Source organism: Persicobacter psychrovividus (assembly GCF_036492425.1).
In the GTDB taxonomy this organism is placed as follows: domain Bacteria; phylum Bacteroidota; class Bacteroidia; order Cytophagales; family Cyclobacteriaceae; genus Persicobacter; species Persicobacter psychrovividus.
The window spans coordinates 2074487-2096897 of record NZ_AP025292.1 but is presented as its reverse complement, the minus strand read 5'-3'; the positions used below and the strand labels follow the sequence as shown (position 1 = coordinate 2096897).

Here is a 22411-nt window from a genome sequence, read left to right as displayed (position 1 = left end):
CGCAGGGTTTTGTGCAGAATTGGAAAAATTAAATTAACTTAGAATTTATATTATAGATTTATTGCGTTTTCAACAGCTTAATCCCAGTTTTTAACGAGACAAAGATAAAAAATACTTGGGGGGATTGGCGTTAAAAGATCAGTTTCGAGCGCAAAAAAATGGAGCTAATTTTGACCTATGAGAAAAGTCCATCAACGGTGTTTTTTGACGGTAATATTGAATATACTCTTTTTTGTGCAAGTTTTTGCGCAAAATAGCATTGTGTTAAGAGGGCAAGTGGTTGATGATCAGACTAACGCTCCAATTCCATTTGCGACCCTTGAGGTCTTGGGCACCTCTGTGGGTACGGTGGCTAATGAGGAGGGGTTCTTTCGCTTTAGTGTCGATCAGCAGATTGGCGACTCGCTCGGGATTCATTCAGTGGGGTATCAGTATAAATTTATTGAAATTCCACCTGCTTATGATAATGATAAATTGATGATTCACCTTTCAGCACAAACCAAGATGCTGTCGGAGGTGGTTGTCGGTGATATGAAGATTACCCCGAGGCGTATTTTGCAAAAGTCTGCAAGAAATATCCGCAAAAATTACCCGACCAAGCCTTATGTCTTGAATGGTTATTACAGGGACTACCTGAAGCGGAAAAAGGGCGGGTATATTTGTTTTCTGGAAAGTGCCGTGGATATGATAGATCCTGGATTTCAGAAAACCCAAAATAAAATTAAGCTGAACCTTGAGCAGTTGCGCCTGAGTGATTCTTACCTCAAAAATTATCATGAATTTGTGAAAGCGGATCAGCACGATACCACCAAAGTGCTGTTGCATGGCGTATTGCCGAGCCTGAAGGGGAATGAGTTTGCGAGTATGCTGTTTCACGATCCGTTACGGAATCATTTTGAGTCGGTGCCCTTTATTGGCAGTTTTGAGGATTTGTGGGAATCTTCCTATCATTTTGAACTCGATTATTACACCTATATCGGAGAGGATGAGGTTTATGTGATTTCAATTCAGCCTAACCCAAAGTTGAACTATTGGCATGTTGATGTCGAGGGGCAGCTCTTTATTCGGGTGAAGGACTATGCCGTGATGAAAATCAATTACAACTATTTTGTTACCAAAAAGCTGGAACGAAAGAAGTGGTATGAATTGAATCTTGAATATACAGATCAGGGAGGAAAGCTTTATTTGAAGTATTTATCTTACATGAATTACTTCAAGATATTCAATGGCCGAGAAACAGCAGAAATATCTCAGTACAGGGAGTTTTTTGTGAATTCGGTGGTGCCTGGAAAACCTGACTTAACGCAAATGAAGGGTGAATTGGTGGATTTGTCCAAGCCGATGTTTGAACAGAAGGTTCCTGATATTCCCAACTATTGGGACGATTACAACTACTTGCTTTTGGGACAGCCGCTAATGGAATAGTTCTGTTTTCTTAAAAAAGGTACATGGCGAATGTTTGTGCTAAATCTACGTTTTTACGGGATTTTCGTATGTAAAGTATGAGCGCAAATGAACCCAACAACATCCAGCAGGTTCTAAAATCCCCGCCTTGTGGGGCCTTGAGAATCGACGATTTGATTGATCAGGAGGTAAAGATCGATCAGATTAACGCGCGCATCCGTGATTTAGGGACTTTTTTAAATAATGCGGATGTGAGCAAGAAACCAACTTTCAGGCAGTATCAGCTGCTGAAAAATGTAAGACAAGAAATTGGCGTGATGAAAGATTATCTTTTGATCACCAAAATGATGGCAGGTGTATAACCTGCCATTATTTTTTTAAAACAATCGGCAGGCGAGCCTAAAGCCAAAAGCCACAGAGGGAACGATCTTAATGCCCTGAGTTTTTTGTCGGTTTTGAAATAATGATTCGGTAACGCCGACTTGCTCTGACCGTGGATTTATTATGTTGGTATAGGTGATTTTTCTGTTGGCAGCACCCAGCCCTATCCACATTTCAATGGAAAACGGATCCATAAAGGTGGTTTCGTAACCTGCTTTCAGATTGAAGCCCATTTTCCGTTTATTATAATCAGCCTGATCAAAATGCACCTTTTCCTGATCTTCGTTAAAACTGGTGTAATAGTGACTGTTGGTTGGCTGACTGTCCATGTTCACGTAGAAGAGCTCCACTCCAGTGTAAAAACGCAGCCAGGCATAATTCAAGGTGGTGAATTGAAATTCCGTCCTAATTTCATGAAGAGAATAGGCATCGGTAAGATTGTTTTTTTCATCCTGCCATCTCCAATGATTGAGGGCTTTACTACCCCTGCCGGCGTCAACTAAAAACCTGAAAGCACCATATTGGTAGGCTGCGCCCACTCTCCATCGCGGGAAATAATCCAAGTTCGACAGTGGTGCGTAGGTCAGCTGAAATCCATCTCGATCGTGATTGGGTAAAGCAGGCCAAAAGCCACTTCGGGTAGGAGGAGTATCCTGGTCAGTTGTATTGAGGTTTGTGGCAAATGCACTGATACTCAAAAGGGAACATAAAAGTAGCGTAAATATTTTTTTCATATAAGTAAATTGATATTGGGTGATGAAGGTACTTAATATATGTTGTATATGTCAATAAATACACCTATATCAGTGTCATAAATATAGTTTTTTATATAAAACAACTTCCGTGCTAAACAAATCGCTCACTTAATAAAGGAGGGTAAATTATGCAAGAGGAAGTAGAATTTGAAAAAGACCTGAAAAGGCTGTTTCCGCAGTTATATTCGGCGGCATATAAGTTTACGCAAGATTATGACCGAGCGAAGGATCTGGTGCAGGAAACAATGATTAAGGCATTTAAAGCACGGACGAAATTCCGCAGGGGAACGAACCTGAAAGCATGGTTATTGGTGATTTTGAAAAACACGTTTTTTACGTCTTATCAGTCAGAGAAGCGAAGGGGTGAGCAGTTAGATACCATGGATCAGCTCGATGCATTCCTGGGTTGGAAGGGAGGCTCAAATGATAACCTTGCGGATAGCAATATGGGCGAGCAGGAAATTCGACGAGAAATTGACCGTTTGGATAAGCAATATAAAATGCCTTTTATGCTGCATTTTCAGGGCTTCAGTTATGCAGAAATAGGGGAGAAACTTTCTTTACCGATGGGCACTGTAAAAAATCGGATTCATCTGGCCAGAAAGGTTCTGAAAGAGAAGCTGTCTAATTTTCGAAGATAAAAAAGCCACCGTAGTTATTTACGGTGGCTTTAGTTTGTTGTGCTGAATTACAGTACAATATTGACAATCTTATTAGGAACAACGATGACCTTTTTCGGTGCTTTTCCTTCCGTCCATCGGATCACAGCTTCCTGTTCCAATGCAATCTTTTGGATTTCATCTTTACTCAAAGTAGCCGCTACCTTGATTTCAGCGCGCTTTTTACCGTTGATCATGATAGGGTAAAGTTTTTCATCCTCTACCAAATACTGCTCATTAAATGCAGGGTATGTTGCAACGGTTACCGATGTTTCATGTCCGAGTTTGGCCCATAATTCCTCTGCAATATGTGGTGCATAAGGAGCGATAAGTACGACTAATTGCTCAAGAATTTCACGTTTACGACATTTTAGCGCCTGTAACTCGTTGGTAACGATCATGAATTGCGACACTGAAGTGTTGAAAACATAATTGTCCAGATCGTGGGTGATTTTCTTAATGGTTGCATGTAAAGCTTTCAATTCTGCCTTGGTTGCTGCTTCATCGACCACCTTAAATTCATCGCCCTCATGGAAGAGGTTGTAGAATTTACGCAAGAATTTGTAAACGCCATCAATACCATTGGTGTTCCACGGCTTGAATTGCTCCAATGGGCCAAGGAACATCTCGTACATGCGGAAGGTATCAGATCCGTATTTTTCAATGATGTCATCAGGGTTGACTACATTGTATTTCGATTTCGACATTTTCTCCACCTCGGAGCCACAGTGGTATTTGCCCTCTTCAAGGATAAATTCGGCATCAGCGAAGTCTGGGCGCCAAGCCTTGAATGCTTCCGTATCCAGGATGTCGTTCGATACAATATTGACATCCACATGCAATGGATCAACATCATATTCCTTTCTTAAACCGAAAGAAACGAACTTATTGCTGCCTTTTACTCGGTAAACAAAGTTCGAGCGGCCTTGGATCATTCCCTGGTTGATCAGTTTTTTGAATGGCTCTTCGAAATTCAGGAAGCCCATGTCAAACAAAAATTTCGTCCAGAAGCGGCTATATAGCAAGTGACCAACGGCGTGTTCCGCGCCACCCACATATAAATCGACCTGGTTCCAGTATTTTAGGGCTTCTGCGTCAGCGAATTTCTCCTCATTGTGCGGATCCATATAGCGCAAGAAGTACCATGAAGAACCTGCCCAGCCAGGCATGGTCGAAAGCTCATATTGCTTTCCGTTGTAGTTCCAGTCGGTTGCTCGACCCAATGGAGGCTCACCCGTAGCTGTCGGCTTGTATTCGTCAATGGAAGGAAGTTCCAGCGGTAATTCAGATTCCTTCATTAATTTTGGAATCCCGTTCTCGAAATACACAGGAACAGGCTCACCCCAATAGCGTTGGCGACTGAACACGGCATTTCGTAATCGGTAGTTGATTTTTCCCTGACCAATTCCTTTTTCTTCCACAAAGTTAATGGCTGCTTCAATGGCTTCTGGTACGGCCATGCCATTCAAGAAGTCAGAATTGATCATGGTTCCTTTTTTCGGATCGAAATCATCAGCATTGATGTCCGTTCCTGCACCTTCCTGTACTGGAATAATCGGTAGGTTGAAGTGTTTGGCAAAGGCATTGTCGCGGGTGTCCGAACAAGGGACGGCCATCACAATTCCTGTTCCGTAGCCTGCTAAAACATAATCAGCAATCCAGATAGGAATGCGCTTTCCGTTGAAAGGATTAATCGCATAAGCACCAGTAAAAGCTCCAGAGATGGTTTTTACATCGGCCATACGCTCGCGCTCAGAACGGTTTTTCGCCATTTCCACATAAGCTTCAACTTCTTCCTTTTGGGCTTCGGTTGTCAGGGTGCTGATCAGTTCGTGTTCTGGGGCGATGGTCATGAACGTTACTCCGAAAGAGGTATCCACGCGGGTGGTGAAAACTTCAAGGTCAAGCTCAGGCTGTCCGTCCACTTTAAAATGCAGGGCACAACCTTTGGATTTTCCAATCCAGTTGCGTTGCATTTCCTTCAATGATTCAGAGAAATCGATTTCTTCCAGGCCAGCGAGCAAGCGTTCGGCATAGGCTGTGATTCTCATCATCCATTGCTTCATCAGTTTGCGCTCCACAGGGAATCCGCCACGTTCAGAAACACCATTTACCACCTCGTCATTGGCCAGTACTGTTCCCAGCTCAGGGCACCAGTTCACAACGGCATCAGCAAGGTAGGTCAGGCGGTATTTCAATAATAAATCTGACTGCTCTTTTTCATCGTAAGCATTCCATTCTTCGGCACTGAAAACAGGGGTGTCTTCGTCGCAGGAGGCGTTTACTTTTGCGTTACCTTCTTTGGCGAAAATGGCCACGAGTGAGTCAATAGATTTTGCTTTGTCGGCGTCAGTGTCATAATAGGCATTGAACAGCTGCATGAAAATCCATTGCGTCCATTTATAATAGGAAGCGTCTGATGTTCTTACTTCTTTGTCCCAGTCAAAGGAAAAGCCAATGTTGGCGAGTTGTTCCTTGTATCGGGCGATATTTTCATCGGTTGTTTTTGCAGGGTGTTGGCCGGTCTGAATAGCATACTGTTCAGCAGGAAGTCCAAAGGAATCAAATCCTATAGGGTGCAGGACGTTAAAGCCTTTCAGCTTTTTGTACCTCGCCACAATGTCAGAACCAATGTATCCGAGTGGGTGCCCAACGTGCAATCCCGCTCCCGATGGATAAGGGAACATGTCAAGGGTATAGAATTTTGGCTTTGAAGTATCAATACCTGCTTTGTAGGTTTGTTGATCCTTCCATATTTGCTGCCATTTTTTTTCAGTTGCTCTGAAATTGTATTCAGCCATTATATTTATATTTTTACTTAAATTATTACCAGTAAACCGAAGCTAATACGGCTAATTTGACGTAAATGTAATTAAAATATGAGGAAGATTGAAACGAGAATAATGGCTATTGTGTGAATGGGAGCATCAATCTTTTAAAGTGCTTAATTAATGCTCAAAATGAAGGAGGGAAAATGAAACGAAAAACTACAAATCAGCTTGTTGGGCAATTGGTTCTATTGCTATTTTCATTCGTTATGTTTTTGAACTGTGCCTTATGGGCCGGGGATGTGAGTGTCGGCCTGGGGGTTGTTTTTGCAGCTTTTATGGCTGGGCTGTTGTTTATTGTGCCTCCTTTTTCGGGTTTACGGATGCTGAGAAAGGTTTGGCGAATGTTGCTGTAGGGAATAGGAGAGGAGGAAACCACGGGGGATGGTTTTGTTAACGAGCAAGCTTAGAACTGTCTGGAGGCAGATAGACTATTATTGAACCAGGATTTTTTATTGGCTTCGTTAATTTCAATGCGCACGTTGGCGTTGGGGAGTTTTCGGTCGAGGATATCGTGAATTTTTTCGCAATAGTCGATCATCATTGGGCGCGTTCCTGTTATCATAATAACATCAAGATAAGGTAATTGAGTAAATTTAGAAATTTGGACTCGCTTCAATTCTGTGAGCGCGTCATCGGGGACATCATCCAAAAGGCGATAATCAGAAACCCATCGGTTTAATTTTTTATCGCTGAGGTAGTTCAGTCCAATACCTAAAGCAGTCTGGTATTCTGTTTCATTGAATGCTTGCTTCCAAAGCATTTCTAGACACTTCAATTCGGTGTTGTGAATGATCCTCACATAATTTGTTTGAAATACAATCATAGAGTAATAAAGTGTTGTGCTATTGTTTATATGTAAATTTGATCTAAATGTTACGCTTATTAGATATTTATGATGAATTAATAGGTTATTGTGATAAGAAAGACAAACATCCCCTTCCACAAAGTGTATGCTATTTTCAGTAAATAAAATGATTTATTATCCCGTGCTGGCAGTTTTATTGTCGGGTTTATGGGGCTGTAATATGTTTAAATCTCAGGAAACTCAAATTAGGGAGGTTGTAAAAAAAGAGGCTGTACGTGTAGATTTCGGCCTTTTTAAAGCCCCGTCAGGAAATTTATCACTTGTAAAAATTGGAGAGCGTGCTGCGGTGGGCGTGTTTTTTATTCATGGAGCTCCCGGAGATATGGGGGCGTTCAAAAAGTATTTTACAGATTCATTGTTGCTGGAGAAGGCGCAGCTTTTTGCCGTCGATCGGTTGGGTTATGGGCAATCGAGTGATGGGCTTTCTGCGGAGAAAATAAAAAATCAGGCTGAAATTTTAATTCAATTGGTTGAAAAGTTACAAATTTCTGAAGTGATTTTGGTGGGGCATTCCTATGGTGGGCCAGTGGCTGTTCGAATGGCCATGGACGCTCCGGATCTGAATATCAGGCGCGTTATTTTATTGGCGCCTGCCCTGGATCCTGACCATGAGAAAATGTTTTGGGTGAACCGTCCGCTCAGTAATGCCTGGGCTCAGAAATTACTGCCACGAGGTTTAGCGATGGCCAATAGGGAGAAAATGGTGCATGCAGCAGAACTTCAAAAAATGTTGCCCTTATGGAAGGGACTTCAGGCGCCAATTACCATGATCCACGGAACAAAAGATGCTTTGGTGCCCTACGAAAATGTGGCATTCATAAAACGCCATTATCAGGGGGAGGCATTGGAGGTGATTAGCCTGAATGGGGAAAATCATTTTATTCCCTGGACAAAGTATGCGCTGGTCAGGGATACGATTCTAAAGTATATTCAATAGTGTATTCAATAAAAAAGAGCGACCTGATAAAGTCGCTCTTTGTGATTATTTGCCGCAGCAATGTTTATATTTTTTACCACTGCCGCAGGGGCAGCTGTCGTTTCGGTGTACTTTGTCGTGTTTGGGGGAGGGTTCACCAATTTTTTTGCTTTTTGACTGCGTGTACCAAATGAAAATGCCAAATAGTACAATGGCGAAAATAATTAACCCAATCACTCTGATTTGTATATCATCCATATGATCTCTTTTTTAATTAAAAAATAAAGCAAAGTATGTTTGATCAGAATAAGTACGACAATTCGTATTTAGTCCCTATTGCTTAAATGCATTTCTAAAGGATCTGTTCGGTAATAAAGCCACCAGCAAAATCATTGACAGGAATACCCATGATGGTATGCCGATGTAAGCAGGCGCCAAAAGCCCCATACCCGTCAGGGTATCGAAAAGGCTGTAAATGAAGACCACCAAAATTGCCGTGGGGAAGATCCAATTGAATATAATGAATTTTTCCAACAAGTACAGAATAATCAAGGTAATAGTCACAGGATACAGGATACTCAATAGTGGTCCTGCAAAGGCAATAATTTTATCTAAACCAATTGAAGTTAAAACGATAGAGATGATGACTGTCGCAATAACAACGGGTTTGTAGGGTAATTTCCCTTTGGTGTGTTTCTGAAAGAAGTTTCCGGTGATGGCCGTTAGGGCGATAGAGGTAGATAAACAGGCCAAAGCAATGACAATGTCCATGATGAATTTACCATGTGTGCCTAAAATCTGAATAATCAAATTTGCCAATAAATCTGGTCGGGTTGCCTCAGCGGGCATCTGTCCACTCATATTTGAAGCTAAAAAGAGAATACCTCCGTAAACAAACCCCAAAAGCCCACCGGCGATGAGTCCGGCATTTGTACCCATTTTTATGATGGTTTTCTGGTCTTTGTAGCCTTTCTCCCGCAGGGCGGCAATCAATACGACACCCATGAAAACCGTACCGAGTGCATCCATGGTTTGGTAGCCTTCGAGGAAGCCGCGTTTGAAGATTCCTCCATCAATATGTGCACTCGCAACATCATTTACAGGAAATAGCACTCCTTTGAAAATGATGAAAGCCACCAGGATAATCAGTGTTGGCGCTAAATACTTTCCGATTTTGTCCATGATTCCCGTCGGGCGAATGACGAAGAAAAGGGTGATGGAGAAATAGATCGCTGCAAAAATTAATGGCGTTAATCCAGGGATGAGCCCCTGAAACACCAACTCATAAGTGAGCGCGCCATTACGAGGGATGGCGATCAGTGGGCCAAGACATATAATAATGATGCCCTCGATGATGAGCCCGAATTTTGGATGTACTTTTTGCCCCAGGGTAGTGGAAGAGCCCGCGGCTTTAAATATGGCCATGACTCCTAAGATAGTCAGCCCCACATCAGAGGTCAGGTAACCCAGTGCGGCGGTAGTCCATTCAGCACCACTTGCGTGGCCCAATCCTAAAGGAAAGATTAGATTCCCAGCACCGAACATGGTAGCAAAGAAGGCTAACCCTAATATGAGGGTATCTTTTAAAATACCGTCCTTTTTGTCAATTTTATTCATTCTAAAAAAAGTATTCCTGCCATCAATAATGGTGGCAGGGTGTCATTGTATTGATTATTAATTTTTTGTAAATGAAATCCCCTTTTGCTGGTTGCTGATAAATAGAAACAGCACCATGATGGTTAATGCAGGGTAAATAACGAAAGGAAGATAATTTTGCAGGTGTTGGAGAAGATCAAGATTTAGGGAAAGGGCAGAAATGATCTGAGAGAAAATGCTCATGGCAAGTGTTACCCAGGTAGTCACTTTAAACGCCCAATCCGGTAAGTGATTACCGAGCAAATTTAAGAAAATTAGCGCAATTGTCACGGGATAAAGGATAGAAAGTACGGGCACGGCAAATTTAATGAGTTCATCCACGCCTTTGGTGGAGAAGTACCAGCTGAAAAGGCTTGTCGCAACTACCAATGCAGCATAAGGGATTTTGCCGGAAGATAATTTATGGAAAAACTCCCCTACGGTAGCCGTAAGTCCTACGGAGGTGGTGAGGCAGGCGAAGGTAATAGCAATGGCGATAAGCACCATGCCCGGCTTACCAAGGATATGATTCACCACGCCAAGCAAGAGGGCACTGGTGGTGATGTCTTTTGGGAATACACCCGATGCTGTGGCGCCAATATATAACAAGCCTCCGTAAATGAATACCAAGCCTGCCGCAGCAATCATGCCCGCTTTTACCGTGATGTTCATCTGTTGCTGAAAGGTATTGTATCCCTTGTTCTTGAGGGCCGCGAAGGTCAGGCCTCCGAAAAGAATGGCTGCTAAAACGTCCATGGTCTGATAACCGTCGGTAAACCCTTTACTGAAAGGAGCACTTGTTGGCAGATCAATCGGTGTGCCGATAGGTTTAATGATGCCATAAATAACAATGGCAGCCATCGCTACCACAAGCACGGGTGCTAAAATCTGACCAATACGATCAATGATTCCTGTAGGTTTGATGGCAAAAATGATGGTGATCAAAAAGAAGACTGCTGTTACAGGCTGAATGGCCACCTCGAAATGCGGAGCGAAAGCCAATTCATAAGTTACGGCTCCCGTGCGGGGAATAGCCAACATCGGGCCGATAGCCAAAATAATCAGCGTGCCCAATAATTTGCCAAACCAGGGCGTTACTCTTTGGCTGAAGGTGTCTACTGTTCCACCAGATTTTGCCACCGCAATTATTCCCAGCAATATCAATCCCACGCCTGTAATTAAAAATCCTAACAGACTCCAAACCCAGGCGCTGCCTGTATTAAAGCCAATAGATGGAGGGAAGATGAGGTTTCCTGCTCCGAAAAACATGGCAAATAAAGCTAAGCCAGCAACAAGGGTATCCTTTTTAAGTGCATTCATCGAAAAATGAGAACCCTACCCGCAAAGGGGTATTGATTCCTTAAATTAAATTAATGATAGTTGTTTTAAAGTGCAATATTACAAAATCACAAAATAAACCATACCCTGTTTTGCTTTTTTTGTTATAAAAATATTGTTGAGGGGCCTTTGGCGTATTTGTAATTTTTTGAAATTTTTTTAGCCACCTTAACTATGTTGTTAACCACCAATTTACGCCCTGAATTAGCGTCAGGGGGTGTTTTTGCGAAGAAAAAAATCAGATCAATATTTTGGTCTTACAAAAGAACTCCCTATGTTTGCACTCGCAATACGGGAAATGCCCGTAACGAAATGAGTACTTCGGTACTGCTTTTTTATTGCCGAAACAATACACGGGTGTAGCTCAATTGGTAGAGTAGTGGTCTCCAAAACCATTGGCTGTGGGTTCAAGTCCTACCTCCCGTGCTATTTTAAAGAGAGGTGGCCGAGCGGTTTAAGGCGCACGCCTGGAAAGCGTGTTGGGTGCAAGCCCTCGAGGGTTCGAATCCCTTCCTCTCTGCTATTCATTTACTGAATGTAAACACGGGTGTAGCTCAATTGGTAGAGTAGTGGTCTCCAAAACCATTGGCTGTGGGTTCAAGTCCTACCTCCCGTGCACTTCATTCGGGCTCTTAGCTCAGTTGGTTCAGAGCACCTGCCTTACAAGCAGGGGGTCATTGGTTCGAATCCAATAGGGCCCACAAAGTTTTACTTTGTGAAACAATACACGGGTGTAGCTCAATTGGTAGAGTAGTGGTCTCCAAAACCATTGGCTGTGGGTTCAAGTCCTACCTCCCGTGCACATATTCGGGCTCTTAGCTCAGTTGGTTCAGAGCACCTGCCTTACAAGCAGGGGGTCATTGGTTCGAATCCAATAGGGCCCACAAAGTTTTACTTTGTGAAACAGAAACACGGGTGTAGCTCAATTGGTAGAGTAGTGGTCTCCAAAACCATTGGCTGTGGGTTCAAGTCCTACCTCCCGTGCAAAAAAAAACGGTTATCTTTTTTGAAGGTAACCGTTTTTTTTATGTCAATATTACCTGCCTTCAAAAAATTGTTTTGCTGAAATGATGCAATTTTTAGTTTTTTTCAGCTCAAACAGAAAATAACGTAATCCAATAGTCGAATTATAATATTATCAATTATTTATATTGTTATTATTTTAAATAAGGGATACTATATGATTTAAATAATAAATTTTATTGCGATTATCTCCAACGTTTATAGTAAGTTTTTTTGTAAATTACATAAGGGTGGTAGTTTTGTGATGTTTTGCTATTGTTCTGACAATGAGCGTATAATATAATATGATTTCATGCAGTTATAAAAATTAACCAAACTCTTAACTGTAAATGAATAAATATTTACTATTACTGCTATGTTGCATGTTATGGTCATCATCAGCTGTTTTTGCTCAGGAGCGAACAGTAAGTGGGACTGTAACGGCAAGAGATACCGGAGACCCAATTCCGGGGGTGAATGTCCTGCTGAAGGGAGCGTCAACAGGAACAGTTACCGACATCAATGGTGCCTATTCAATTAGTGTACCTGAAACTGGTGGAACGTTGATTTTTAAATTCATTGGCCTTGCCACCGAGGAGGTCAAAGTCCGAAACCAGAGTGAGATCGACATGACCATGTCGGCAGATATTCGCCAGCTGACCGAAGTGGTCGTTACCGCTGTGGGGATTGAGCGTGACAAAAAACGACTGGGCTATGCCGTTGAAGAGGTGAATGCCAAGGAACTGGTTTCCTCTCGGGAAAGTAACCTGGTTCAGGGCTTGAATGCCAAGGTTGCTGGTGTAAATGTCACACAAAATGCAGGTACGCCTGGAGCTGCGTCTACCATCCGTATTCGTGGTAATACATCGATTACAGGCGATAACTCCCCACTTTTTGTTGTCGATGGTATTCCAGTCGATAACTCTATTACCGGTGGTGCAGGTGCAGGAGATGGCGGAACCGAAGGGGTTGCCAACTCCAACCGAATGGTGGATATCCACCCTGATGATGTTGAAAGCCTGACCGTTCTAAAAGGAACAGCAGCAACAGCTCTTTATGGATTGCGTGCAGCCAATGGCGCAATTATCATCACCACCAAAAAGGGGGATGTAAACCAGAAGATGCGACTCAACATCCGCCAGACCAATACCTGGAGCCATTACAACAAGATGCCTGCCCTGAATGACCAGTTTGCTCAGGGATCAGGAGGCGTGTATCAGGGACCTGAAACGGGGCAGAGTGGCTCGTGGGGCCCAAGTATTTCGGATATGGTCCGTGTTCCTTCTATTGAAGATCCTTATGATAAAAATGGCGCCGCATTTACACGTGCGGAAGCGGAAGCCCAGGGACTTGATTTTGTTCCTATGCAGGCATACAATAACGTAGATGACCTTTTTCGTACGGGTTTTGCCAATGATACTTATCTGAGCCTTAGTGGCGGCGGCGACCGCTCGACTTATTTTGCTTCACTGGGTTTTACCCGTGATGAAGGAATTATTCCTACCTCATCGTTTCAGCGTGTTACAGGAAAGATTTCTGTCGATCGAAGATTTACTGAACAGTTTAAATTATCGACCTCGGTAACTTACAGTAATTCCCGTGCGAGACGTGTTCAGCAAGGGTCAAACCTTTCGGGGATCATGCTTGGGTTAGTGCGTACCACACCTTCTTTTGATAACTCGAACGGTTTCGGGCAGGATGCGGTGAACGAAGTTTCAGCCTATACCTTCCCTGATGGCAGTCAGCGGAATTATCGTGGTGGCGGTGGTTATGATAACCCGTTCTGGGTTGTGAATAATATTCCATACCGTGATGAGGTGAATCGTGTGATAGGCGTTTTTCAGGCTGATTATTCTCCCCTGGAATGGATGCACATCGTCGGTAGGTTAGGGAATGATTTCTATGCCGATAGCCGTAATCAGTTTGCGGAAATCAACTCCAGGAACTTTGCCGCAGGGCAGGTTTATGACCGACGTATCACCAATCAGGACCTGACGGCAGATATTTTTGCGACCATTACACAGGATTTTTCTCCTCTTATTTCAGCACAGTTGATCGGGGGGTATAACTACTTCTACACCATCAACAGATCGCTTTATACACAGGGGGATGATTTGTCCTTGCCTGGATTCAATAATATATCCAATGCTGCAACGGTTTTCTCTACGGATAACACCAGCAGACTGAAAAGACACGGGGTGTATTATGATGCGCAACTGGCGTTTAAAGACATGGTATTCTTAAATACTACCGGCCGTAATGACTGGTCTTCTACTTTGCCGAAAGATAACAACAGCTTCTTTCAGCCTACATTCAGTTTAAGTTTCGTTTTCTCGGAGTTATTTGAGTCGAATGCTTTGTCTTTTGGACAATTCCGATCAAGCTGGGGGCAGGTAAAAAGAGATGCACCACTTTATGCGACACAGAATTATTTTCAGAGCGCATCCTCTGACGGTACCACCAATCAAATTTCTGATGGATGGACCAACGGGGTGAGTTTTCCTTTTAACGGAGTGAGCGGTTTTACCCAGCAGAATTCTTTGGGTAACGACGATATCAAGCCAGAAACCCAAACAACCTGGGAGCTTGGTTTGGCCATGAAGTTTTTTGAAAACCGTTTTGGCTTTGATGTGACCTGGTACAATACCATCACTTCAGATCAGATTGTTAACGCACAGCTGTCTTCAGCAACAGGTTTTGGTTCTACCATTATTAATGGTGGAGAAATCGAATCTACTGGGGTGGAGGTGATGTTGAATGCGGATGTGATCCGTAAGGGAGACTTCCTGTGGTCGATGAATGGTAACTTTACCACTTATGAGAACAATGTGAATTCTCTGGCGCCAGGCCTGACCAACGTACAGCTTGGTGGTTTTACAGGAACAGGTTCATTTGTGGAGGAAGGCCAGCCGTATGGTGTGTTGCGTGGCGGAGTGTTCCAGCGTAATGATGCTGGGCAGATTATTATTGGTGCTGATGGTTTCCCTCTGGCAGCAACTGATCAGGGGATTATTGGAGATCCAATTCCAGATTTTACCGCAGGACTTCGAAATACCTTCAGCTGGAAAGGGGTTACCTTGAGCTTCCTGTTTGATTTCCGTCAGGGTGGTGATATGTGGAATGGTACCAAAGGGGCTTTGACCTTCTTCGGGATGTCTGAGCTGACAGAAAACCGTGGGGAGTCTTTCATTTTCAATGGGGTAACAGAAACGGGTGAGGTGAATACCAAACAAGTAACCCTCGACCAGGCCTGGTATCAGGATAATGGTGGCGGTTTCGGTTCTGTTGATGAGCATTTTGTGGAAGAAACTTCGTGGGTCAGACTAAGGGATGTTTCTCTTGGTTTTGATTTGCCAAGAAACTGGATACAGGGCGTGGGGCTGTCGAATGCCAACGTGACCTTTACAGGGCGTAACCTGTGGTTACAGACTTCCTACTCGGGCATTGACCCTGAGGCGAACCTTACAGGTACAGGAGGAAACGGGTTGTCACAGAATGCGGTGGGTATCGATTATTTCGTCAATCCAAATACCACCTCATATTCTGCTTCTCTGACCCTTACTTTTTAGTCCATATCATCCAAACTAAAAACCAAAGAAATGAATTTACTGAAAATAAATAAATCCCTGATCATGCTGCTCTGTCTTGCAGGCTTATGGTCCTGTGATTTTGGCGATCTAAATGTGGATCCCGCCAACCCCAACGATGCGGCGGTGCAAACCTTACTGCCGACCGTTCAGGTGCGGCAGGCTTATATGTACGGCGGGGACATTGCCCGCTATAATGGGCTGTTTACCCAACACCTTGCAGGAGTGAGCCGTCAGCACCTCGTTATTGGCAGGTATAATTTCACCAATTCTGATGTGAACTCGGCATGGAACCAAATGTATCGGGGAACTTTCCGTGATATGAAAGTGATCATTGATAAATCTGCTGTGAATGGGGCCAACCATTATTCGGCCATCACAAAAATCCTGCAGGCAGATATGATCGGTGTTGCCTCCGACCTTTGGGGCAATGTACCTTTTTCGCAGGCAGGGCTTGGCAGCGATAACCTTAACCCTGCTTACGATTCCCGGGATTCGATTTATATGTCGATACACCAGTTGCTTGCTGAGGCCCGTACCGCTTTGGCGCAACCTACAGAGATTCCTGTAACGGGCGATTTCTACTACGGTGGCGACGTCGATGCCTGGACGAAAGCAAGCTATGCGCTGGATGCCCGCTATTATTTGCACCGTGGGCAGCTGGATGAAGCACTGGCTGCTGTACAGCAAAGTTTTGATACTCCTGCGGATGACCTGGTTTTCGATGATTTTAGTGATTCGCCAACCACTTCACACCCTTTGCAGCAATTTGAAGAGCAGCGGGGAGATATCCGAATGGGAAAATTCTTTGTAGACCTTATGAAGTCGATCAACGACCCGCGATTGCCATTTTTCGCAGCCCAGTTCGATACCCTTGCTGATGGAAGTCCAAATTATGTAGGAGTTGCTGCTGGCGATGATAACGAGTCGGCCTCTTTGACAGGCCCATATTATAACAGTCGTGATGCCGTAGTGAACATCATTTCCTATGCTGAAACCAAGTTTATTGAGGCAGAAATCATACAACGACAAGGGGGAGACCCAACGGACGCACTCAAAGAAGCCATTACCGCCTCTGTGATGCAAGTAACAGGTGCTGCTGCCGATGCCGCATTTGTGGATGCGCAGGTAGCCGGCATTACCGATCTCGAAAGCCTGATCACGCAGAAATACATTGCTCTTTTCTATCAGCTGGAATCGTTCAACGATTTAAGAAGAACAGGATTTCCTGCACTGCAGCCAGCACAAGGGGCGAGTGTTGAACAATCGGAAGGCAAAATTCCAGAACGTTGGCCATATCCGATCAATGAGCGGCTGTTCAATGAAGATGTCTACAATGCCAATAATCCAGATGGCGCACCGTTGGCACCGAAATTAAGCTGGGAGTAATCACTAAAACTGAATTTACACATGAGATATATAAAATTATTGATGTTGTCTTTCTTTGTAGTGGCTTTTGCCGCCTGCGATGAAGAAGACTACTTTGAAGGAACCACCGATCTCCGCAAGCCAGAGGTGGTCATCAGTTTTCCTGACGGCGGCGGCTTTGAGCCTTTCGGGCAGACGGTCGATACCACCCAAACGGATTTTACGGTGAATGTGGAGGTCTCGGGCCCCCAGGCTGCTCAGGTTACCTCCTTGCAGGTAACGACTTCAGAAAGTGGCGGGCCAGTGGAGTCCATCGCTATTTCAGATGGAAAAGGAACCTTTTCTGGGACTTTGGCGGATTATGGCCTGAATGCAGAAAATGATAATGTAGTGCTCGTTTTTACCGAAAGCGCGACGCCTTCATCCAAAAACTTTGACATTACGGTGGTTGCTCCACCTGTACCTGAAGCACCATAGCGGGGCAGTATAAAATTTACATTTCAAAAAGGCAGATCAGTGATGGTCTGCCTTTTTTGTTTGTGCGGTTTCCTGGGGCGTGTTTAAAATTAAAATTCGGAACAAGAATTTGACGTATTACAGAAGGGGGGAAGGATTATTTTGAGAGAATAGCAGCCTTATTATTGGTAAATAGTTTCGAATCCATTCCAATAATCTGAAGTTGCCATAGGATGGTAAGTTTTTAAACACGCTCTTATACCATATTTGGTATGCTTTTTTCTCCCCAATTACCGTTGATGTAAAAATTAGCTGAAACAATATTTTTACTTTTTTGAATATGTATATTTGCAGCTTGATATATAAATATCTTGACCTAATTTATGAAAATGAATCCTATTAAAACCTTGCTGTTGGTGCTGTTTCTGGCATTGGGGCAGGCGGCCTTCGCACAAAATTTTTCTGTCAGTGGTTATCTGAAAGATGGTAAAACTGGCGAGGAGTTGCCTTTTGCCAATGTGGTGGTCAAAGGGACGACCACTGGTGTTACTACAAACGCCTATGGCTTTTATACCCTTACCCTCCCCGAAGGGGAATATGAACTGAATTATCAGTTTCTGGGGTACACCACCCTGACCAAGAAAGTCAGCCTAAACAAGAACATCAAATTTACAGCTGAGCTACAGCCTTCCACCAAGACACTCGAGGAAGTGGTGATTGAAGGAGAAGCAGCCAATGCCAATGTGGTGAAAAATGAAATGAGTGTGGTGGCACTGTCCCCAAAATCAATTTCTACGGTTCCCGTATTGTTTGGTGAAAAGGATATTCTCAAAACGATTCAGCTAATGCCGGGGGTATCCTCTACTGGTGAGGGGAATTCTGGTTTTTATGTTCGTGGAGGTAGCGCAGATCAAAACTTGATTATTCTCGATGAAGCTCCCGTTTATAATGCTTCGCACTTGCTGGGTTTTTTCTCTGTATTTAACTCTGACGCTGTCAAGAGCCTGAAACTCTATAAGTCGGGCATCCCTGCGCAGTATGGTGGACGTTTGTCTTCGGTACTGGATGTGAAAATGGATAATGGAAACGACCGTGAATTTGGCGGTGAAGGAGGCATTGGCTTGATTTCCTCCCGACTGACCCTGGAAGGGCCGATTAAAAAAGGGAAAGGATCATTTATTGTTTCAGGTCGTCGTACTTATGCAGATTTGTTCTTAAAGCTGAGCAGCAACGAGGGGATAAATCAGTCCAAGCTATATTTCTATGATTTAAACGCCAAAGCCAATTACCGACTCGGAGATAACGACCGAGTATTTCTTTCGGGCTATTTTGGCCGTGATGTTTTTGGTAATGGAGACCTCTTTGGCTTGCAATGGGGGAACGGAACGGGAACCCTGCGCTGGAATCATCTTTTCTCGGATCGATTCTTCTCCAACTCATCCCTGATTTTCTCTAATTACGATTATCAGATTGGGGTTAATTCTGGAAGTACACCGTTTACCATTACTTCAGGAATTCAAGACTGGAATTTTAAGCAGGATTTCGATTATTCATTTGCGAACAATAACCTGCTGAAGTTTGGTTTCAATATCATTCACCATACCTTCCAGCCTGGAAAGTTAGCACCGAAAGAGGGTAACTTCAGTTTTAATCCGATTACAGTTCCTGGCCGTGAAGCCTTAGAAACGGGTACCTATGTCACTTTCGAACAAAAACTCGGTGCCCGCCTACAGCTTAATTATGGCTTGCGTGTTTCCACTTTCTCCAATATTGGAGGAATGACAGAATACCAGTTTGCACCCGGCGGTGAAACGCCAACAGATTCCGTAACTTACGGAAATGGCGAACTTTACAACACCCAGGTAGGTATCGAGCCTCGTTTTAATGCCAATTTTGTGATTGACGAACAAAGTTCGGTGAAGGCTTCTTACGCCCGAACCTATCAGTATCTTCATTTGTTGAGCAATTCCACTGCGGGTTCTCCTACTGATGTATGGGTACCTACGACACCAATTATTAAACCAGAGTATGCGGATCAGGTGGCTTTGGGATATTTCAGGAATTTTGAAGAGAACAAATACGAAAGCTCTGTGGAGGTTTACTATAAGAAACTTTACAATCAGATTGATTACAAAAACGGGGCGGAAATTTTACTGAACCCTTTCCTGGAATCGCAATTGGTATTCGGAAAAGGATATGCCTATGGGATGGAACTTTTCCTGAAAAAGAAATATGGCAGATTCAATGGCTGGATTGGCTATACGCTTTCAACAACCCGACGAGAGTTTAAGGAGATCAACGATGGAAAGCCTTTTTCTGCAAGACAGGACCGCCGTCATGACATCTCTATTGTCGGGATGTATAAACTCAATGACCGCTGGGATTTATCCGCAACCTGGGTTTACAATACTGGCGATGCTGTAACTTTCCCTTCGGGATCTTATGTGATTGAAGACAAACAGGTGCCACTTTATACAGAAAGAAATGGGTACCGAATGCCTTCTTATCACCGAATGGATTTTGGGGCCACCTTCCACGGCAAAAAACATGAGCATTTTGAAAGCTCCTGGAATTTTTCTGTATACAATCTCTATGCACGATATAATGCCTATTTTATTCGCTTTGAAGACAATGAACAAAACCCTGAGGTTTCTGATGTGATTCAAACCTCTCTCTTTTCTTTGGTTCCAGCGGTTACTTATAATTTTAAATTCTAATGGGAAAGGTCATTCAATATTTATGTGGGCTGTTGGTCGTTGTTTTTGCACTCACCTCTTGCGATAAAAAAATCGATTTGCCATTAAGGGTGGGAGATCAGCGCTATGTATTGGAAGGTAATCTAAATGCCGGCGATACGGCCTATTTTACCCTGTCGAAAAGTGGTGCTTTTAATAATCCTGATATTGAGAAAGTCATTGGGGCTGAAATTACCCTGACAGATGAGGAAGGAAACAGCGAAAACCTGTTGGATTACAACGAAGGACGGTATGGTGGAACGAACCTTCATGGGAAAGAAGGAGAAACTTATCGGGTTAGGGTCAAGCATATGGGGCAGGTATTTAATGCCACGGCCACTATTCCCTTCAAGGTGAAAATTGACAGCCTGACGATCGAGGATGAGGAATTTACCTTCCCAGGGGAGGAGCCAATGAAGGAGGTCGCAATTCATTATACTGATCCCAAAGATGTTGATAATTTCTATCGGGTGAAAGTTACCGTGAATGGAGGAGATTACAACAGTATTCGTTTGTCTAACGATAAATTTTATGATGGGAAACAGACGGAATTTCGGGTTCGTGATTTGGATTTGATTCCAGGTGATACCATAAAAATTAAGTTAATGTCGATTGACGAGGGGACGCATGGTTTCTTTAATTCTTTAAGCGAAATCAGAAATCAAAACCCTGGTTCTGGTGTGCCATACAATCCTGAGAATAATTGGGACAACAATGGGCTCGGAAACTTTTCGGTCTCCAGTACCGACTCCTCCTATATTGTTTATCAGCCGGATATCAATCAGTAAAAATCTTAAAAAAAAGCCTGCTTTGAAGAGAAGCAGGCTTTTTTTTAGTTCGTAAAATGATGATAATCTACGCCGTCAATAGTGGTGAGATAATCGGAATGTTCATATAGAGACAAAATAATTGTATTCATCTCTTTGATTTGCCCATCGAAAACCATGTGGTCATATCTGTCAATAATAATGACCTTCTTATGGAAGAATGCAAGGGTATCCACTGGTTTTAAACCGGGGCTTTCTGCAAACGAGAGCGAAAGTGGTTGTACCAGGGAAATGATACATAATAGGATAGAAACGGCAGCGAAGGTTCTCTTAAGGAGGTGATTCATGATTGTTTTCGGTGGGTGTAATTATTTAAACTCAGATCGAAAACAAGTGGTTTGATTCTTGACCAAAATATAATCTTTGGCGACGTACTATTCGCTTTTTTTTACACCTTACTTGACTAAGGCCATCAATATTCAAAAGCAAAAGTTAGCCGTTTCCCATGTGGTGGTTCCGCGGTTTTATTTTTCGTAGGTGAAGGTTATCTCTGGAAATTTACGTTTGAATTCCTTCAGAAATGAGGGTAAATATGGTTCCTGATCTATTTGTTCTTTCAACAAACGAAAACCCATTTTCTGATAATTAGGCAAGGCGTTCGGGTGGTCAAATTCACAGGTATGCAACCAAACTTTTTTTGCCTGCTTGCGATAGGCCTGAACAATGCAAGTTTGGAGAAATACTTTACCGAGTCCCTTACCAGTAAATTCGGGAGTCAGTCCAAAGTAAACAATTTCTATCGCTTGATCCGGATGCAGGATATATTCTACAAATCCTGCAACTTGATCCTGATATTTCAAGAGGTATAAAGCGTGTTGATCAGCGGCTAAAAGTGCACGCAATTCCGTTGTTTTCATCAGAATTCTGCCCGTCCAGCCAAAGGGTGCGCCAACAGCTTGATAAATTTTTAAATACTCGTCAACGGTCGGCGACCAGGCACTGAATTGATAATCGGCAGGTAATGCGGGGAGGGTCGTGGAGCAGTCGGAGTGCTCCAGGTAAAATGTTTTGACAGGAATATGCTGATACATTGCGGAGGAATGAAAAAGGATGGCGTGCAATTGGCAGGCACGCTGTTAAAAATAATGCTAAAATGGTTATCGCAGGATTCGAGCGACATTTTGGTGCTCATCGAGGTATTTTTGGACGATGACCTTCATTGAGGTTGCTCCAATGTCTTCTAAACGAATATTTTCAGGGGCAATAAATAAGGCCTCGGAGATGTCATCTTCTGCATGGATGTGCTCCATGGAGTCCACTTTGCAAAGAAAGGTGATGTCTGTTGTGAAGTAGCTCAGCCCATTGAATGTGTATTCATTCGGTACCGAGCAGAAAAAATGCAACTGGTCAATTTCAAGGTTCAGCTCTTCTTTAATTTCTCGTCGAACAGCGGTTTCTGCAGACTCCATTGGGTCCACAAAGCCTCCCGGCAAGTCCAGTAAACCCGCCATTGGTTCAAATTTCCGACGAGTGAGTAGCAGCTCATTTTTTTCATTCAGAATAATGGCCGCCACTGCCGCAGAGGAATTGATGTAAAAAGTGAAACCACAATCCTGACAATGGAAATTTTTTCCTGCATAGGGGAATTTTTTTCCGCCACATTTTGGGCAATAGGAAATTTGATCTTTGGGGTGTGTTGTTGACATGAATGC

18 protein-coding genes and 7 tRNA genes are annotated in these 22411 nt (G+C 43.4%); 16 read left to right on the top strand and 9 right to left on the bottom strand.

Annotation, left to right across the window (positions count from 1 at the left end):
- Positions 1–261 precede the first annotated feature (261 nt).
- Both AABK40_RS08925 and AABK40_RS08920 read left to right on the top strand, forming a co-directional pair.
- Positions 262–1425 carry a carboxypeptidase-like regulatory domain-containing protein gene (locus AABK40_RS08925; RefSeq protein WP_338396813.1) on the top strand — a complete coding sequence of 388 codons (1164 nt, stop codon included), beginning with the start codon at positions 262–264 and terminating at the stop codon, positions 1423–1425.
- 77 nt (positions 1426–1502) lie between these two features.
- Entirely contained in the window at positions 1503–1766 is a 264-nt protein-coding gene (locus AABK40_RS08920) for a hypothetical protein (protein ID WP_332919013.1), read from the top strand.
- A 15-nt stretch (positions 1767–1781) separates the two neighbouring features.
- Here the strand turns inward: AABK40_RS08920 and AABK40_RS08915 are convergent, their stop codons facing one another.
- A complete protein-coding gene (locus AABK40_RS08915; protein WP_338396812.1) occupies positions 1782–2519 on the bottom strand; it encodes a hypothetical protein in 738 nt (245 codons plus the stop codon).
- Between the two features lie 149 nt (positions 2520–2668).
- Here AABK40_RS08915 and AABK40_RS08910 point away from each other — a divergent pair, with 149 nt between their 5' ends.
- The gene (locus AABK40_RS08910) at positions 2669–3181 is read left to right on the top strand and encodes an RNA polymerase sigma factor (RefSeq protein ID WP_332919015.1); all 513 of its coding nucleotides are present in this window, start codon (positions 2669–2671) and stop codon (positions 3179–3181) included.
- Positions 3182–3228: 47 nt separating this feature from the next.
- On the opposite strand, the gene leuS is transcribed toward AABK40_RS08910, so the two are convergent.
- Together leuS and AABK40_RS08900 are read right to left on the bottom strand one after the other, a co-directional pair.
- Positions 3229–6000, bottom strand: coding sequence for a leucine--tRNA ligase (gene leuS, locus AABK40_RS08905; protein ID WP_338396811.1), 2772 nt, complete (start codon positions 5998–6000; stop codon positions 3229–3231).
- A gap of 433 nt (positions 6001–6433) precedes the next feature.
- Positions 6434–6853: a hypothetical protein gene (locus tag AABK40_RS08900; protein WP_332919017.1), complete on the bottom strand. Its 420-nt coding sequence runs from the start codon at positions 6851–6853 to the stop codon at positions 6434–6436.
- A gap of 127 nt (positions 6854–6980) precedes the next feature.
- Here AABK40_RS08900 and AABK40_RS08895 point away from each other — a divergent pair, with 127 nt between their 5' ends.
- Positions 6981–7832, top strand: a complete 852-nt coding sequence (locus tag AABK40_RS08895; protein WP_338396810.1) for an alpha/beta fold hydrolase — start codon at positions 6981–6983, stop codon at positions 7830–7832.
- Between the two features lie 45 nt (positions 7833–7877).
- Here AABK40_RS08895 and AABK40_RS23840 read toward each other — a convergent pair whose 3' ends face one another.
- The 3 genes from AABK40_RS23840 to brnQ (AABK40_RS08885) all read right to left on the bottom strand — a co-directional run bounded on the left by AABK40_RS23840 (position 7878) and on the right by brnQ (AABK40_RS08885) (position 10766).
- Positions 7878–8069: an SEC-C metal-binding domain-containing protein gene (locus AABK40_RS23840; RefSeq protein ID WP_421953286.1), complete on the bottom strand. Its 192-nt coding sequence runs from the start codon at positions 8067–8069 to the stop codon at positions 7878–7880.
- 75 nt (positions 8070–8144) lie between these two features.
- Complete coding sequence (gene brnQ / locus AABK40_RS08890) at positions 8145–9428, bottom strand: branched-chain amino acid transport system II carrier protein (protein ID WP_338396809.1); 1284 nt, start codon at positions 9426–9428, stop codon at positions 8145–8147.
- 57 nt (positions 9429–9485) lie between these two features.
- Positions 9486–10766, bottom strand: coding sequence for a branched-chain amino acid transport system II carrier protein (gene brnQ / locus AABK40_RS08885; RefSeq protein WP_338396808.1), 1281 nt, complete (start codon positions 10764–10766; stop codon positions 9486–9488).
- 371 nt (positions 10767–11137) lie between these two features.
- Between brnQ (AABK40_RS08885) and AABK40_RS08880 the strand changes: the two genes are divergently transcribed.
- The 12 genes from AABK40_RS08880 (at position 11138) to AABK40_RS08825 (ending at position 20720) form a co-directional block, all read left to right on the top strand.
- Positions 11138–11210 (top strand) — tRNA-Trp (locus AABK40_RS08880).
- Between the two features lie 9 nt (positions 11211–11219).
- Positions 11220–11304 (top strand) — tRNA-Ser (locus AABK40_RS08875).
- 23 nt (positions 11305–11327) lie between these two features.
- Positions 11328–11400 (top strand) — tRNA-Trp (locus tag AABK40_RS08870).
- 10 nt (positions 11401–11410) lie between these two features.
- Positions 11411–11485 (top strand) — tRNA-Val (locus AABK40_RS08865).
- Between the two features lie 26 nt (positions 11486–11511).
- Positions 11512–11584, top strand: a tRNA-Trp gene (locus AABK40_RS08860).
- Between the two features lie 9 nt (positions 11585–11593).
- A tRNA-Val gene (locus AABK40_RS08855) sits at positions 11594–11668 on the top strand.
- Between the two features lie 27 nt (positions 11669–11695).
- Positions 11696–11768: transfer RNA gene (locus tag AABK40_RS08850), tRNA-Trp, on the top strand.
- A 368-nt stretch (positions 11769–12136) separates the two neighbouring features.
- Positions 12137–15355, top strand: a complete 3219-nt coding sequence (locus AABK40_RS08845) for a SusC/RagA family TonB-linked outer membrane protein (RefSeq protein WP_338396807.1) — start codon at positions 12137–12139, stop codon at positions 15353–15355.
- A gap of 30 nt (positions 15356–15385) precedes the next feature.
- The gene (locus AABK40_RS08840) at positions 15386–16762 is read left to right on the top strand and encodes a SusD/RagB family nutrient-binding outer membrane lipoprotein (protein WP_332919022.1); all 1377 of its coding nucleotides are present in this window, start codon (positions 15386–15388) and stop codon (positions 16760–16762) included.
- A 21-nt stretch (positions 16763–16783) separates the two neighbouring features.
- Entirely contained in the window at positions 16784–17218 is a 435-nt protein-coding gene (locus AABK40_RS08835) for a hypothetical protein (RefSeq protein ID WP_338396806.1), read from the top strand.
- Positions 17219–17586: 368 nt separating this feature from the next.
- A complete protein-coding gene (locus tag AABK40_RS08830) occupies positions 17587–19914 on the top strand; it encodes a TonB-dependent receptor (protein ID WP_338396805.1) in 2328 nt (775 codons plus the stop codon).
- The gene (locus tag AABK40_RS08825) at positions 19914–20720 is read left to right on the top strand and encodes a DUF4249 domain-containing protein (RefSeq protein ID WP_338396804.1); all 807 of its coding nucleotides are present in this window, start codon (positions 19914–19916) and stop codon (positions 20718–20720) included. Before AABK40_RS08830 ends, AABK40_RS08825 begins: the two co-directional genes overlap by 1 nt.
- A gap of 44 nt (positions 20721–20764) precedes the next feature.
- On the opposite strand, the gene AABK40_RS08820 is transcribed toward AABK40_RS08825, so the two are convergent.
- The 3 genes from AABK40_RS08820 to AABK40_RS08810 form a co-directional block, all read right to left on the bottom strand.
- Positions 20765–21046 (bottom strand): hypothetical protein, encoded by a 282-nt coding sequence (locus AABK40_RS08820; protein ID WP_338396803.1) that lies wholly within the window; start codon positions 21044–21046, stop codon positions 20765–20767.
- A 177-nt stretch (positions 21047–21223) separates the two neighbouring features.
- Positions 21224–21790: a GNAT family N-acetyltransferase gene (locus AABK40_RS08815; protein WP_338396802.1), complete on the bottom strand. Its 567-nt coding sequence runs from the start codon at positions 21788–21790 to the stop codon at positions 21224–21226.
- Positions 21791–21856: 66 nt separating this feature from the next.
- Positions 21857–22405 carry an NUDIX hydrolase gene (locus AABK40_RS08810; protein WP_338396801.1) on the bottom strand — a complete coding sequence of 183 codons (549 nt, stop codon included), beginning with the start codon at positions 22403–22405 and terminating at the stop codon, positions 21857–21859.
- Positions 22406–22411 lie beyond the last annotated feature (6 nt).